This is a genomic window from Curtobacterium sp. ME-Dv--P-122a (genome assembly GCF_030209645.1).
Taxonomy (GTDB): domain Bacteria; phylum Actinomycetota; class Actinomycetes; order Actinomycetales; family Microbacteriaceae; genus Curtobacterium; species Curtobacterium flaccumfaciens.
Genome location: NZ_JARVRO010000001.1, coordinates 47,821 through 61,944, shown reverse-complemented (window position 1 = coordinate 61,944; position 14,124 = coordinate 47,821). Strand labels below are relative to the sequence as shown.

Annotated in this window: 8 protein-coding genes; all 8 read right to left on the bottom strand. The window is 70.0% G+C overall.

All coding sequences use genetic code 11. The features are described 5' to 3' along the window. Window position 1: 1 nt before the first annotated feature. From QRN49_RS00190 to QRN49_RS00155, 8 genes are read right to left on the bottom strand one after another with little or no spacing between them, the layout of a single operon-like run. Window positions 2–6,328: a non-ribosomal peptide synthetase gene (locus tag QRN49_RS00190; RefSeq protein ID WP_284753180.1), complete on the bottom strand. Its 6,327-nt coding sequence runs from the start codon at window positions 6,326–6,328 to the stop codon at window positions 2–4. Continuing rightward, entirely contained in the window at window positions 6,325–7,221 is an 897-nt protein-coding gene (locus QRN49_RS00185) for a CPBP family intramembrane glutamic endopeptidase (protein ID WP_284753410.1), read from the bottom strand. The genes QRN49_RS00190 and QRN49_RS00185 overlap by 4 nt, the downstream gene beginning before the upstream one ends. Before the next feature lie 2 nt (window positions 7,222–7,223). Further along, entirely contained in the window at window positions 7,224–8,345 is a 1,122-nt protein-coding gene (locus QRN49_RS00180) for an ABC transporter permease (RefSeq protein WP_284753179.1), read from the bottom strand. Continuing rightward, window positions 8,342–9,478, bottom strand: coding sequence for an ABC transporter permease (locus QRN49_RS00175; protein ID WP_284753178.1), 1,137 nt, complete (start codon window positions 9,476–9,478; stop codon window positions 8,342–8,344). Before QRN49_RS00175 ends, QRN49_RS00180 begins: the two co-directional genes overlap by 4 nt. A gap of 7 nt (window positions 9,479–9,485) precedes the next feature. Beyond that, window positions 9,486–10,427, bottom strand: coding sequence for an ABC transporter ATP-binding protein (locus QRN49_RS00170; RefSeq protein ID WP_111032394.1), 942 nt, complete (start codon window positions 10,425–10,427; stop codon window positions 9,486–9,488). After that, window positions 10,427–11,197, bottom strand: a complete 771-nt coding sequence (locus QRN49_RS00165) for a thioesterase II family protein (RefSeq protein ID WP_284753175.1) — start codon at window positions 11,195–11,197, stop codon at window positions 10,427–10,429. Before QRN49_RS00165 ends, QRN49_RS00170 begins: the two co-directional genes overlap by 1 nt. Then, window positions 11,194–13,113: a beta-ketoacyl [acyl carrier protein] synthase domain-containing protein gene (locus QRN49_RS00160; RefSeq protein WP_284753174.1), complete on the bottom strand. Its 1,920-nt coding sequence runs from the start codon at window positions 13,111–13,113 to the stop codon at window positions 11,194–11,196. The genes QRN49_RS00165 and QRN49_RS00160 overlap by 4 nt, the downstream gene beginning before the upstream one ends. Next, window positions 13,103–14,122 carry a hypothetical protein gene (locus tag QRN49_RS00155; RefSeq protein ID WP_284753172.1) on the bottom strand — a complete coding sequence of 340 codons (1,020 nt, stop codon included), beginning with the start codon at window positions 14,120–14,122 and terminating at the stop codon, window positions 13,103–13,105. Before QRN49_RS00155 ends, QRN49_RS00160 begins: the two co-directional genes overlap by 11 nt. Window positions 14,123–14,124: the final 2 nt, after the last annotated feature.

Below are 14,124 nucleotides of genomic sequence, written 5' to 3'. Positions count from 1 at the left end.
GTCACGCGCCGGCCAGTGCGCCGATGTCGGAGCCGGGGTCCGCTGATGCGAGGTCTGCGATGAGCGTCAGGAGCTGCTCCAGCATCCCGGCTGCCGTGTCGTCGTCCACCGCGCTGCGACGGTGCTCGATGCCGACCAGGTGCGTGGCCCCGTCCAGTTCGACCGTGAACTCGAGATCGGTCTTCGCCTCGATGCTGACGGGGCCGAAGAGCCGTGCGGACACCCCACCCAGGTCGACTGACGTCAGACCGGCTCGACGTACCGCGACGATCGCGTGCAGGAGGTCGACGCGCTCGCCGGGGTGCTCGGCCTGGATCGCGGTCTGGATCACGTCCAGCGGAGTACTCGCGTGGTCGAGCGCGTCGAGGACCTCGGCCCCTGCCGTCGTCAGCAGGTGCCTCACCGTGTGGTCGTCGGACACCCGGATCCGCACGGGGAGCGTCGACACCCACATGCCGATGCTCTCGGCGTCCGATGGCCCACGACGGAGGTCGACGGGCATGCCGACGACCAGGTCCTCGGCGAGCGTGTACCGCTGCAGGACGACTGCGGCCGCGCTCGCGAACAGTGCGTACTCGGTGATACCGAGCGCTGCGCACCTGGTGCGGACGGCATCCGAGGTCTCCGGCGCCAGCGTCGTGCTCGTGGTCCCGAGGCTGCTGTCCGACCGCTCCCACGCGAGGTCGAGGTCCACCGGAGCGGGGAGCGAGGCGAACCGTGCCCGCCAGTGTTCGAGATCGGTCGTGTCCGGATCGGACGGGCGCGCCGTCACAGTGCGGCGCACCCCTCGATCTGCATCCGCACTCACCGCTGCGAGGAAGACGTCGAGGCTCGTACCGTCGAAGACACTGTGGTGGACGTCGACGACCACGAGGTCGCTACCGCAGGCGGACACGACCTCGACACGGACGAGCGGGCCGCGAGCGAGGTCGAACGGCACGGCGGCACGGCGGAGGTGATCGTGGATCGACTCGGTGGTCCACGCAGACGGCTCGGTGACCGTGCGACGGGAGACGTCGACCGCGGTGGCACCGTTCGCCGGGAGCGTCTCCTGACGCAGCCACTCCGTGGCACGGTCTGTTCGTCGCTCGAGTGTGAACCTGGTCCGCAGCATCGGCTGGTGACGGATCAGGGCGTTGACCCGCCTGCGGAGCGCCGCGAGGTCGACCTGGCCGTCGACGAGGAGCGCGAACGGCACGTTGTGGGCGCGTGAGTCCGGGTCCCGCAGGTGGGCAGCGACGGCGCCCCTGGCCGTCGCCCACGGCTTCGAGTCCACTGCGGTCGACGTGGTCGCGCCGTCGTCGGTGGGCGTCCGGACGGTCGACGCACGGGCGTCGAGCAGCTCCGACAGCAGGCGCGGGGTCGGGGCCGCGAGCACGTCGCGCAGTCGCACGTCGGCGCCCCCGCTCCGCAGCAGGTGCACGAGTCGCATGGCGGTGAGCGAGTCGCCGCCGAGCGAGAAGAAGTCACTGTCAGGACCGACCGCGACTGCGCCGGTCGCAACGGAGTACAGGCGCTCGATCCCCGCACCGTCGGTACCGTCGGCACCGTCGGGGCTCGCCGGCACCGCGTCGCGTTCCGCCGCCGTGGCGAGCAGCCTCGACCGATCGGTCTTCCCGGACGACGTCCGTGGCAGGTCCGTGAGGAGGTGGATGCGTGCGGGTACCGCGTGGGGTGGCAGGGCTGCGACGAGTCGCCCCCGCAGCGTCGACTCCGCCACGTCCGTGGCGACGACGAAGCCGACGAGCTCGGAGCGACCGGTGGCCCCGGTCCGCACGAGGACTGCCGCCTGCGTCACCTCCCTGCCGGTGAGCAGGGCTGCGGCGACCTCGTCCGTCTCGACACGGTGGCCGTGGATCTTCACCTGGTCGTCGACGCGGCCGAGGTACTCCAGGGTGCCGTCGAGGTTGCGCCGGACGACGTCGCCGGTCCGGTAGGCCGTCCCGTCGCCGGCGGGCGAGGGGACGAAGGACGCAGCGGTCCGGGCGGCATCACCCACGTACCCGAGCGCGACTCCGTCACCGGTGATCCAGAGTTCCCCGGGCAGGAGGCAACCGACGACACGGCCGCTCGACACGACGTGCGCGCCCGTCCGGGGGATCGGCCGTCCGATCGGGATCGTCACGAAGTCGCGCTCGACGACGTGACTGGTCGCGAGTGTGGTGGCCTCGGTCGGCCCGTACCCGTCGATGAGCACCGTCGTGTCGTTCGCGGCGAAGAACGCGCGGACGTGCCGTTCGGAGAGCTTCTCGCCGCCGACGACCACCGCGTCCATCCCGTCCCAGAGGTGTGGGTCGGCGTCGGCGTGGAGGTTGAACAACGAGGTCGTCAGCCACATCCACGAGATCCGCTCGCGACGCACCGCCGCCCGCAGCGCCACCGCATCGACGAGCGTTTCCTTGTCGGCGACGACGAGGGTCGCACCCGTGAGCAGTGCTCCCCAGATCTCGAGGGTCGACACGTCGAAGGTGAGGGCCACGGTCTGGAGCACCGTCTGGTCCCCGTGCAGCCGGCTGTAGGCCGGGTCCATGACGAGGCGGGTGACACCGCGGTGGGGCACGCTCACGGCTTTGGGCAGCCCGGTCGTCCCGGAGGTGTGGATGATGTAGGCGGGCGCATCGACGGACGGTCCCGGTTCGCGGGCGAGCGGTTCGCGGCCCTCCTCGTCGGTTCCTTCGCTGACACCGGCGTCGAGCCGGATGGTGACGAGGTCGATGCCCAGCGTCCTGACGTGGGCGGCACCGGTGTGCGAGGCGGTCACGGGGTCGGTGACGAGGACGTGGAGGCCACTGCCGCGCACGACGTGCTCGAGGCGGTCGAGCGGAGCGTCGAGGTCCACGGGGACGTAGGCGGCACCGAGGCGCAGGATGCCGAGCATCGCGACGATCGGCTCGATCCCGCGCCGAGCCGCGACGCCGACGACGTCCCCGGCTGACGCTCCGGCTCGGCGGAGGGCCTCGGCGCAACGATGCGCGGCGGCATCGAGTTCGCAGTAGCTCAGCGTCCTGTCGCCGTGCCGCAGGGCGCACCGGTCGGCGTGCCGCGACGCGACCTGGTCGAACACCTCCTCGATGCGCGGATGTGGGCTGGGAGACAGGACGAACGTGTCCCGGGCGAGGACGTCCTCGTCGCCGGGCGTGGTGACCGGGAGGAGTCGCGCCGGTGAGGACCCCGCGGCCGTCATGGCGTCGAGCACCGCGACCATCCGCCGCAGGAGCGACGCGACGTCGGACGACCCCATGATCATGCCGTCGTGGAGGCCGGTGAGGCGCAGCCCGTCCGACGACCGTGAAGCGACGAGGGTCAGGTCGAAACCCGTCTGCTCCGTGCTCCCGGGGCGCAGGACGACGCCCGCCTCCCCGCTGCGACGGCGTGAGGCCGAGTGGTTCTCGAAGAGGTAGAGCGTCTGCAGCTGGCCGGCTGGCTGGTCGGCCGCCCGCATCGCGTCCTCGAGTCGCAACGTCGCGTGCTCGGTCGACGCGATCGACTGCGCGTGGGTCCGGCGCACGAGGTCGTGCACGCTCTCGTCCGTGATGCCCCGGGCACGCGCCGGGATGGTCGCGAACAACGGACCGATTGCCCCGGGCGTGCCGGCGATCGGCAGGTCCCGGCGTGTCACGACCTTTGCGTAGGCCACGTCGTCGACGCCCGAGAATTGGCGGAGGAGGACACCCCAGGCCGCCTCGACGACGCTCGAGACCGTGACCCCCGTTGCTCGGGCGAGTGCTTCCGCTGCGCCGCCCACCGCGGGCGGCACCGCGACGCTGACGGAACCGATCGGAGCGCCGTCCGGGGTGCGTGAGCGGAAGAGCGCGAGCGAACGATCGGGTTCGAGGCCGGTGAGCAGGTCGCGGAAGTACGAGGACGCGGCTTCGGTGCCGGTCCTGGCTGCGTGGGCGAGTGCCCGCAACCGGGACGTGTGGGCGAGGACGTCCTCGCGCACGGCTGCGTTCGTCGCGTCCGCGTCGGGCGCCACCACCCCGGCGGCGATCCTGTCGTGCTCGGCCACGAGTTCGGCGACGAGAGCGTCCTGCGCTGGTCCGTCGAGGATCACGTGGTGGTACGTGAGCACGAGGGCCGTGCCGTCGACTCCCGTGATCCAGGTCAGTCTGGCGAGTGGAGCGGTCCCCAGGTCGAACAGGCTCGACCGGTCCGCCGCGATGACGTCGTCGGCGAGCCCGGGGCGCGCGATGTCGTACGAAGCGAACGACGTCGTGGGGGCGCTGTGGATGACCTGCTCGTACCCGTCCGTGGTGGCCCTGATGCTGGTCCGCAGGGCAGCTCGACGCCGGGTGACCTCGCGGAGCGCGTCGGCGAGGTGCCCACCGTCGATCCGTCCGTCGGCCACGTCGTACACCTGCTGGACGATGGAGTGCGTGGAGGACGGGTCCTGCGCCGCGACGGCCAGCAGGCCCTCCTGGACCGGGACGAGCGGAGCGACCGCGTCGACACCGGATTTCCCGTGTGGACGCCACGCGCTCGGTTGCCAGCCGTCGTCGGCCCACGCGACGTCTGCCGACTCGATCGTGCGGAGGCGGGTGGCGAGGACGCGGAGCGTGTGGCCCTCGAGCACGTCGCGGACCGGGAGCGAACGTCCGCGGGCACGCAGCATGCCGGCCGCGACCGTCGCGCCGAGCGAATCGACGCCGAGGTCGTAGGCCGTCGATGCCGGGCCGACACCGCCAGTCGGTCGACCGTGCCCTGCCGCGAGTAGCACCTCGGCGAGGAGGGCTTCGTCCGCATCCAGCGTCCCGTCCGTCCCCGCAGCGTCAATCGGAGCCGTGACGGCCGCAGCCGCGGCGACGGCGGCGCGGTCCAGCTTCCCGTTGGGAGTGGTTGGGAGCGCGGGGACCGCGACGATCGTCGTCGGGATCATCGGGGCGGGCAGCGAGTCGGCGAGCACAGCGGGGAGACCGGACGTCCCTGCTCCCGGGTCCTCGAGGACGACGGCGGCGACGAGCGTGTCGTGCGGTCCGTCGTGGACGACGGCGGACCCGGCGTCGACGACGCCCGCGCACGCGGCGAGCCGAGCATCGACCTCCCCGAGCTCGACACGGAGCCCACGGATCTTCACCTGGTCGTCGCGTCGGCCGCGGTAGTCGAGCGTGCCGTCCGGGAAGACGCATCCGAGGTCGCCGGTGCGGTACATCCGGTGCCCGGTGGTCGGCTCCTCGGTGAACGCCTGGCTGACCGCGCGCCCGAGGTACCCGAGCCCGACGCCGGGACCCGCGACGCAGATCTCGCCGACTTCCCCGGGGGCGACGGCAGTGAGCGAACCGGGGACGAGGACGTGGACCCGGTAGTTCCGCAACGGGCGTCCGAGCCGCACCCGTTCCAGGCCCGTGCGGACGTCCTCCTCGAAGACCCGCCCGCCGCTGAGGAACACGGAAGCCTCGGTCGGGCCGTACATGTTGAAGAGCTGCATCGGGCTGCCTTCAGCGCTGGCACGTTCGAGCAGGTCACGGGCAGTCCGTGCGGGCAGGGCCTCACCGACCGAGAGCCACCGTCGAACCCCGGCGAGCGCTCCCAGTGGTGCGCCCGACGTGAGCAGGGCCGCCGTGAGGGACGGGACCATCGTGACCATCTGCACGTGGTGCTGGGCGACGAGGTCGAGGACCGCGGGCAGGTCGCGTCCGTCGGGAGCCACGACGATGGTCTTGCCGAAGGCGAGCGGCAGGAGCAGTTCCGGCACCGACGCGTCGAACGAGAACCGTGTGCGCATGAGGACGGCACCGACGTCGTCGAGTCGGCAGCGTTCGACGAGCGCGTGCAGGAGGTTCCCGACCCCGCCGTGTGTGAGCGCCACGCCCTTGGGGTCCCCGGTCGTGCCGGACGTGTACATGACGTAGATCGGTTCGTCGTCCGCGACCGGAGCGGGACGGAGGGGCGCGGTGTCGTCGGCGGTGGCGATGTCGAGGTCGCCGATGTGGACGGACCCGTCCACCGATCCGAGGTGGGTGGCTGAGTCGACCACGGTCAGGACCGGATCCGCGTCGGCGAGGATGTGCGCCCGGCGCGCTGCCGGCTCCTCCGGGTCGATCGGCACGTAGGCGGCTCCGGCGGCGAGGACGCCGACCACCGCGGCGACCTGCGCGCAGCCGGGCGGGAGCACGAGCGCGACGCGGTCACCGGCGCCGACGCCGCGTTCGACGAGCGACGTCCGGACCGCCTCGGCGCGTGCAGCCAGCCGCGCGTACGTCAGGCGGGAGTCGCCGTCCACGACGGCGACGGTCTCTGGTCGTTCGTCGGCGTGCTCCGCGATCGCCGGGGCGACTCGCAGGGCGGTGGTGTCGAGTCCGGGGGACGCACTCGCATCCGTCGCCCTCACGCCGCTGCACCGTTCGTCCGCGCGGGCTCGTCCCACGGCTCCTCGGCGTGCCGTGGCCACAGCATCCACAGCGCGAGTGCCGTCGCGAGCACGGAGAGCACGACGAAGACGACCGGGACGACGTCGCCCTGTCCTGCCCCGGGGACGACCTGCCAGGCGACGACGCCAGCGACGAGGAACAGGATGTGCGAGACGATCGCCGGCAGCAGCGATCGCGTACGCAGGCGGACGGTCCCGACGGCGACACCGAAGACGAGACCGACGGCAGCCAGGACCCAGCTGGGCTGGACCAGCGCGAAGAGCACGGCCGGGACGAGGACGACCGGTGCGGTACCGAATCCAGCGGCTCGGAGCCGGTGCATCAACTCTCCGCGGAAGAAGACCTCGACCGCGATCGGGTGGAGCAGGACAGCGAGGATGATGAGCGCCGTGGGGATGTCGGATCCCGCGAGGAAGTCCTGCTCACCGGTCTCGGTGATGACGAGCCAACCCGCGTCGAGCCCGGTCCACCTGACGAGCGCGAGGGCACCGACCTGGACGGCGAGCACGAGGAGGATCAGTCCGCCGAACCCTGCCCGTCCGTTCCTGGGCGGAGGCGCGCCAGTGCCGCGCAGGTCGTCCAGGTGGATGAGCACGATGACGGCGTCGACGAGGATCCAGCCGAGCAGCGCGTCGGCCGGCATGACCTGGAGGATGTCGGCGGCCACCCCCGCGCCGGTGATGCCGCCTGTCGTGTCCAGTTCCTCGACGGCTCTGGTCACCGCCCCGGCGACGATCCCGGTCACGACGACGGAGACGAGGTAGACGGCGACCTCGAGCGCGCTCACGGCGAGCGCGACGACCTTGCCGTTCATGATGTGCCCCTTCGTCGGCAGCTCGGCCTCGTCACGCATGCTCAACGCACGCGCTCCGTGCGGACCGAGAACGTGATGACGATGAGCAGGACCGCGAGTCCGAGCAGACCGAGCACCGGCACCGCGTACGCCCCCGCGTCCGCCCCGCGCAGGGCGTGCTCCGCAGCATCGAGGAACCACCACACCGGCGAGAACTGACCGATCTGCTGGAGCAGCTCCGGGACGACGTCGCGGGGCCACAGGGCACCACCGAGCATCAGCATCGGCAGGTCGATCACCGAGCTCACGGTGGCCGCGACGAGCTGGTTCTTCGCGAGGCGGTGGATCAGGAAGCTCTTCGCCACGATGAACAGGGTGAAGCTCAGTGCGGCGAGCACCACGCCACCCGTCTGGGCCAGCGTGGTTCCGTAGCTCACCGGCGCCATGATCGGCAGGACGACCATGACGAGCGCCAGCTGGGCGACCGCGATCACCAGCATGCTGAGGAAGTACTGCCCGAAGTAGCTCGGTTTGGTGAGCGGAGTCAACTGTGCACGGTCGAACACGCCCCTGAGTCGGTCGGTGAGGAGCAGGAGGCCGACCGACGACATCATCAGTGTGATGCCGAACGACAGGTACCCCAGGGTGACGATGGTGCGCGACGCTTCCTCCGTGGAACCGCCGTCGAAGTTGAGGTAGTCCGCCGTGAACTTCTCATCGACGTAGTCCCCGAACGCCTCGAAGAACGCGTCCTGGTCGCCGTCGGCGGCGACGCCGAGGGCGTTGACGCTGGCGAAGTGGGAGGAGAACTCGACCTTCAGCGAGTCGGTCTGGTTGTTGTCCCCGCGGTCGACGACCTCGAGCACGGGACTGTTCCCGTCGATGACGTCCTGCGTGTACCCGGCGGGGAAGTCGATCGCGATGTCGTACCGAGCGTCGTCGAGGTCGGCGGTCACGGTCGCCGGGTCCTCGATCACGACGATCTTGCCGTCGGCCCCGAACGAATCGACGAACTGCTGCGTGACCCCGGTGTCGTCGGAGTCGTGCACCCCGATGACCCACTGCGCCTGCTGAATGCTGAGGCCGACGACGAACACGTTGATGACGACGGGGATCAGGATGAGGTACACCCAGCTCGACGGCTTGCGGAGCAGCCGCCGCAGGTTGTTCGTGAAGATGGTCATGCTTTCGCCCTCCTGGAAGACGCGATGGTGCAGACGGCGATGAGGACCGCGGTGATGACCCACAGCACGCCGAGGTTCGACCAGACCTCGTCGATGCGGTCATCGAAGATCGCTGCGAAGAGCGCGTCTCGTGCGTAGAGGTTCGGCGAGATCCGCTCGAGCCCGCCGAAGCCGGTGGCGATGAAGCCGCCGGCGAGGAGCGTGAACCCGATCACCACGACCTGGATGAGCACGGTGGTCCGCTGCATGTCCCGAGTGAGGACCATGAAGACCATGCCGAGCGCGATCGACAGCACTGCGAAGGTGTAGACCACGAGTAGGACGAGCCCGAGGTTCGGCCCCCAGTCCATCTTCAGGAGCAACGAGGTCGCCAGCATGTAGAGCGCGGCCATCGCCAGGACGAACACCGAGTAGGCGCTGAGCTTGCCGAGGATCATCTGCCACTGCTTCTGCGGCGCGAGCATGCTGCGGGCCTGCATCGTGCCCAGGTACTCGTCGGAGATGCCAAAGGAGCCGAACTCCGTCGCGAAGAGCAGGAGGAAGAGCAGCATGCCGACGGAGTAGTAGATGAGCGACGTCATCGCACGGTCCTGCTCGACGCTCGTTCCCTCGATCGCGGGCGTCGAGAAGCTCGCCGGGTCGATCTGCGTGCCGATCTGCTGCGCCGCCCAGGTCGCGTTGGCGCCGCTGTTGTACGCATCGACGACGGACGAGACGACGATGTAGTTGATGCCCGAGTACTGCTGGGAGTAGACCTCGAGCGTCGCCTGCTCGTCGTCGCTGTCGAGTGCCTCGGCGAACTCGGTCGTCGCGTAGACGAAGGCGCCGAAGTCGTCGTCCTGGACCTTCGCTCGTCCGTCGTCGAAGTCACCGACCTCGTGGAACTCGACGAGGGCGCCGAGGTCCTCGTTCTCGGTCAGCTGGTCGAAGTACGCCTCCACCGCTGGTGTTGCGTCCTCCAGTGAGTAGGCGATGTCGACCTTCTCGAAGTCGCTCGTCTGGAAGGCGGACCCGAAGGCGAACGACAGGATGACGGTCGCGAGGACGAACTGGCCGAGACGCAGGACGTTCACACGCTTCTCGACCCACGCCTTGCGCAGGGCGAACGTGAAGTGGGTGATCAAGTTGTTCATACGGCGATCAGTCCCTCAGCTTCTTCCCGGTGAGGTTCAGGAAGACGTTCTCCAACGTCGGCCGGTCCTCGCGGACGCTGGTGAGGTCGAGCCCGGAGGCGAGCACGCGCTGCGCGTAGGCGGTGAAGCTCACGTCGGCGGGTCGGTGCAGCTGGATCGTGTCGCCGCGGGTGACGTAGCGACCCTCGGTGAGCAGTCCGTCCGCCAGGAGCACCTGTTCCCCGGCACCTGCGGTGGCGACGTCGCCGAAGTCGAGGACGACGGACGGCTCCGGCGCGTTCTCGGCGATGACGGCATCGAGGGGCCCGTCGGCGACGACCGTTCCCTCGTCGATGATGATGACGCTGTCGCAGAGGGTCTGGATCTCCTCCATGTAGTGCGACGTGTAGACGATGCTCGAACCGAGTTCAGCGAGGCGCCGAGCCGACTCCAGGATGTGGTTGCGCGACTGCGGGTCGACGCCCACGGTGGGCTCGTCCATGAAGAGGACCTTCGGCTTGTGCACGATGCCGCAGGAGATGTTGAGTCGTCGCTGCATGCCGCCCGAGTAGCTCTTCGCCGCGTCCTTGCGTCGGTCCCAGAGCTGGGTGAACTCGAGCGACTCCTGCACGGCGGCCTTCAGCGCTGCTCCGCGCAGACCGTAGAGCCGACCCCAGTAGGTGACGTTGGCCAGCCCCGACAGCTCGGGGAAGAACGCCATGTCCTGCGGGACGTAGCCGATCCTGCTCTTGAGTTCCGCGGGCAGTCCGACTGCCGGACGTCCGAAGACCGTCACGGATCCGGAGGTCGGTCTGAGCAGCCCGAGCATCATGTTGATCGTGGTCGTCTTCCCGGCACCGTTCGGACCGAGGAGTCCGACGGTCTGCCCCTCCGGGATCACGAAGCTCGCGCCCCGGACGACCTCGTGCTTCCCGAACGTCTTGCGGAGGTCCTTCGCCTCGATGGTCATCACAGCGCCTTTCGTGCAGAGGTGGACGCACGCGTGGGCATGGAGGACACCACGGCGTGCACGGTTTCGCGGACGATGTCGTCCTGGTCGAACGGGAAGAAGTGACCGCCGCCGACGGTGCGGTGGGTGACCGGCCGCTCGGCGAGCTCCTGCCACCGGTCGAGCAGGGCATGGTCGATGCTGCGGTCGTCGCCTCCGTTGAGCACCGTGAGGGCGCTCGCGATGCGCACCCCCGGGTCCGTCCACTCGTAGGTCTCGGAGACACGGAAGTCAGCTCGGAGGATGGGGAGGAACAGCTCGCGGAGCTCGGGGGACGAGCGGAGGACCGAGGCTGTCCCGCCACCGTAGGAGTCGACGGCGTCGATGAATCGTTCGTCGTCGAACCGGTGGTACTCGGTCTTCGTCACCGGGACGTGCGGCGGCGTCCGCCCGGAGAGCACCATGTGTGCCGGGAGCTCGAGCGTCCGCTCCCGCTCGCGCCGACGGCGGAGCGCGTGGTACGCCTCGTAGGCCACCAGCGTCCCCATCGAGTGGGCCCAGATCACGTACGCCCGATCCGGCTCGTCGGCGAGGCGCGCCGCGATGGCGCCGGCGACGTCCTCGCCGTGCTCGCGTGCGCTGGACACGGTCGGCTGGGCCATGCGCGCACCACGCCCGGCGAGCTCGATCGGCACGACCTCGACGAGGTCCTGGAGCGGGCGCTTCCACTTCAGGAAGACCGACGCCGATCCGCCCGCGTAGGGGATGCAGAAGAGGAACGGGAGGCTCACTGGTCTTCTCCGATCTGATCGAGGCGCAACTCGGGCATCGCCCACGCCCGTGTGCGCTGGAACGGGTGCGGGGAGAGCGGGGCGAAGCGTCGCTGGACGGGGGCGAACAGGTGTCCGAACCGCACGTGCTCGCCACGGCAGAACCGTTCTGCGGCTTCGTGCGTGCCCAGGTCGCCGGTGGGAGAGGTCCTGGTGGTCATCGTGGAGCGACCATGACCAGACCAGAGGCGCCACCCTGCCCCGGATCGCGGCCCGTCGTGGTCCGCCGTCTCGAGCGCGGTGACGAGCCCGTCGACGAGCGCGGCAACGTCGTCGGCGACGACCACGACCCGGTGCTCGACCTGCGTCGGACGCCGCACAGCGCTCGAGTAGCAGAGCTCCGCGACTCGTCGGGGGTCGGCATCACGGACGATCTCGAGGTCGGCGGCGAGCTTCGTCCTGAGCCCCTCCACGCTCGATCCCGTCACGACCATGAGCAGGGTCGCGTCGGCCGACTCGGCGGTCGACGGCACCGCGGCCGTTGGGGCCGGGCCGACAACCAGGGTGAGGTAGAACCCGCCGTAGGCGTTCGAGTAGAGCAACCCTCGGCGTTCGCCGCTCTCCGGTGGCGGCCAGTCCTGCGGTTGCGCGGGGACGTAGAACGGCGAGTCGACCAGGTCGACGAGTTCCGTCGGGCTGTCGAAGTACAGGGTGGGCGGGATGACCTCGTCGCCGAGGGCCTGGACCATCAGTTGGAGCTGTGCGACACCGATGGCCGACTGCATGTACCCCATCGCAGGAGAGGCGGTGGTGATCGCGGCGAACTGCCGACGATCGGTGAGTGATGCGATCCCCTTCGCGATCCCGTCGGTCTCGAGTGCTTCCTCGATCGGCTGGGCGAAGCCCTCGGCGAAGACGAGTCCCAGGTCGTGCACGTCCGTCCTCGATGCCTTCAGCGCGTCACGCACAGCGGCCGCGGCGGAGTCCGGCGACGTCTGGTCGAAACCGCCGTTTGCGCCGGCGTTGCTCTCCGACCAGCCGTGGACCACTCCGTGGATGCGGTCGCCGTCGGCAGTCGCACGCTCCAGCGTCTTGAGCGCGACGAACCCCAGGTACTCGCCGCCGAACCCACCGACGTTGTCGCGTCCGTAGAGCTTCGGTACGGCGTCCTCCGTCGCCGTGGCGAAGACACCCGGCTGGTTGAACGTCGTGATGGGCGTCATGTCCAGGTACAGGCCGCCGGTGATCGCAGCGTCGATCGAGCCCTCGTGCAGCTGGTTGCAGGCGTTGACGATCGCGATCGTCGACGAGGCACACGCGCCGTCGATCACCTGGGACGGACCGCGGAAGTCGAAGGCGCGGGAGATCCGTGTCGCGATCCCCGAGGTCCAGTTCCCGAACAGCAGCTCCTCGGGGTCGCCCCCCTGACGCAGCGCCATGTTGATGTAGGAGAAGATCTGGTCACGGACGAAGTTGTTCCCGACGAAGACACCGGTCGTGTGCGCGGCGTCGCCTTCCGCGCCGAGACCGGCGTCCTCCACGGCACGGAACGCTGCCATGAGTGCGAGGCGAGCGTGTGGGGACAGGTTCCTGGCCTCGTCGGCGGAGTACCCGAAGAGGTCGTGGTCGAACGTGTCGATGTCGTCCAGGAAGTTGCCCTTGGCCATCTGCTCGGGTGCTCCGACCAGGGGAGCCGGCAGGGCGGAACGGATGAGGTCGCCACGCTGCTGCGATGCACGCCCGATGAACGACTCGCCCGCGCGGTACCGGCGCCACACGGCGCGGTAGTCGTCCGTGTCCCGGGCGATCGCACCCATCCCGACGATGGCGATCGGGGTCTTCTGCGACAACTGCTTGAGGAGGCGCACCGCGGCGCCGCGCTCGATGGTGCCGGCCTCGAGTTCGCGCAGGACGAGCGCACTGATGTCATGACGCATGGCGGGGCCGGTTCCTCTCGGTGATCTCGAGTCGGTCGGTGTCCAGGCCGAGGGATCGGCGGAGTGGCAAGAGCGTCTCGTCCTCGAGCGCGGCGATGCTCGCGACGATCTCGGCGGGGGAGTGTCCCTTCGACCGACCGTTCTCGATCCAGGTCGACACCGCGTCGCCGATGAGTGCGGAGACCTGCTCCGTGTCCGCACGGACGACACTCGTCGGCAGGTCGGTCCGGCGCAGGACCGTCCGCAGTGAGCGCGCCAGTTCGGTGACGCGAGCATGGTCGTCGGCCGTCCGGGGTGTCCTCCGCGTGCTCGCGAGCTCTCCGAGTGTGCGCTCGACGAGGTATCGAGGGTTGTAGAAGGGGTGCCGGTTGAGGTGGTCACGCACCCGGAGTCGGTCGGTGGCCGAGTCCCACGAGCCGACGGGGACGTCTCGTCCTGGGGCTCGCCGCAGGAGGCGTGCCTCCACGTCCCCCGGGCCGACGTCCACGACCGCGTCGACGTCGGTCGCGGCCCCGAGCAGTTCCTCCGGCTCTCCGTACGCGGTCAGGATCGGCGATCCGGCACGGCGCTCCTCGATGCGCCGGCGGATCTCCCCCGCGGGCACCCCTTCTGTGCCGAGCCAGTGCAGCGCCTCCGGGAGGGACACCAGGTCCGCGGCGACGGCAGCTGCGACGGTACCGACGCCTCGTCCGGAGTACCGGGAGACCTCGACCTCGTACTCGCTCCGGAACACCCGGGCTGCGCCGACCCCGATCGTGAGGACGGCCGCAGCGCGCTGCAGCCCGGAGGGAGGGGCCGCTGACGCTGCCGGGTACCACAGGCGATCCGCCAGGGGCATGGGCATCACGGCGTCGTGCGCCTCGACGCTCTCCGCGAAGGGCGGGGAGTGCTCGTGCAGTTCGACGCCCATCTCGACCCGGTACGCATCGACACCGCCGAAGACGAGTGCGACGGACGGCACCGTCCGGTCCCCCGGATCGGAAGAGCCGCTCGTGGCGTGCGCGGCCACCG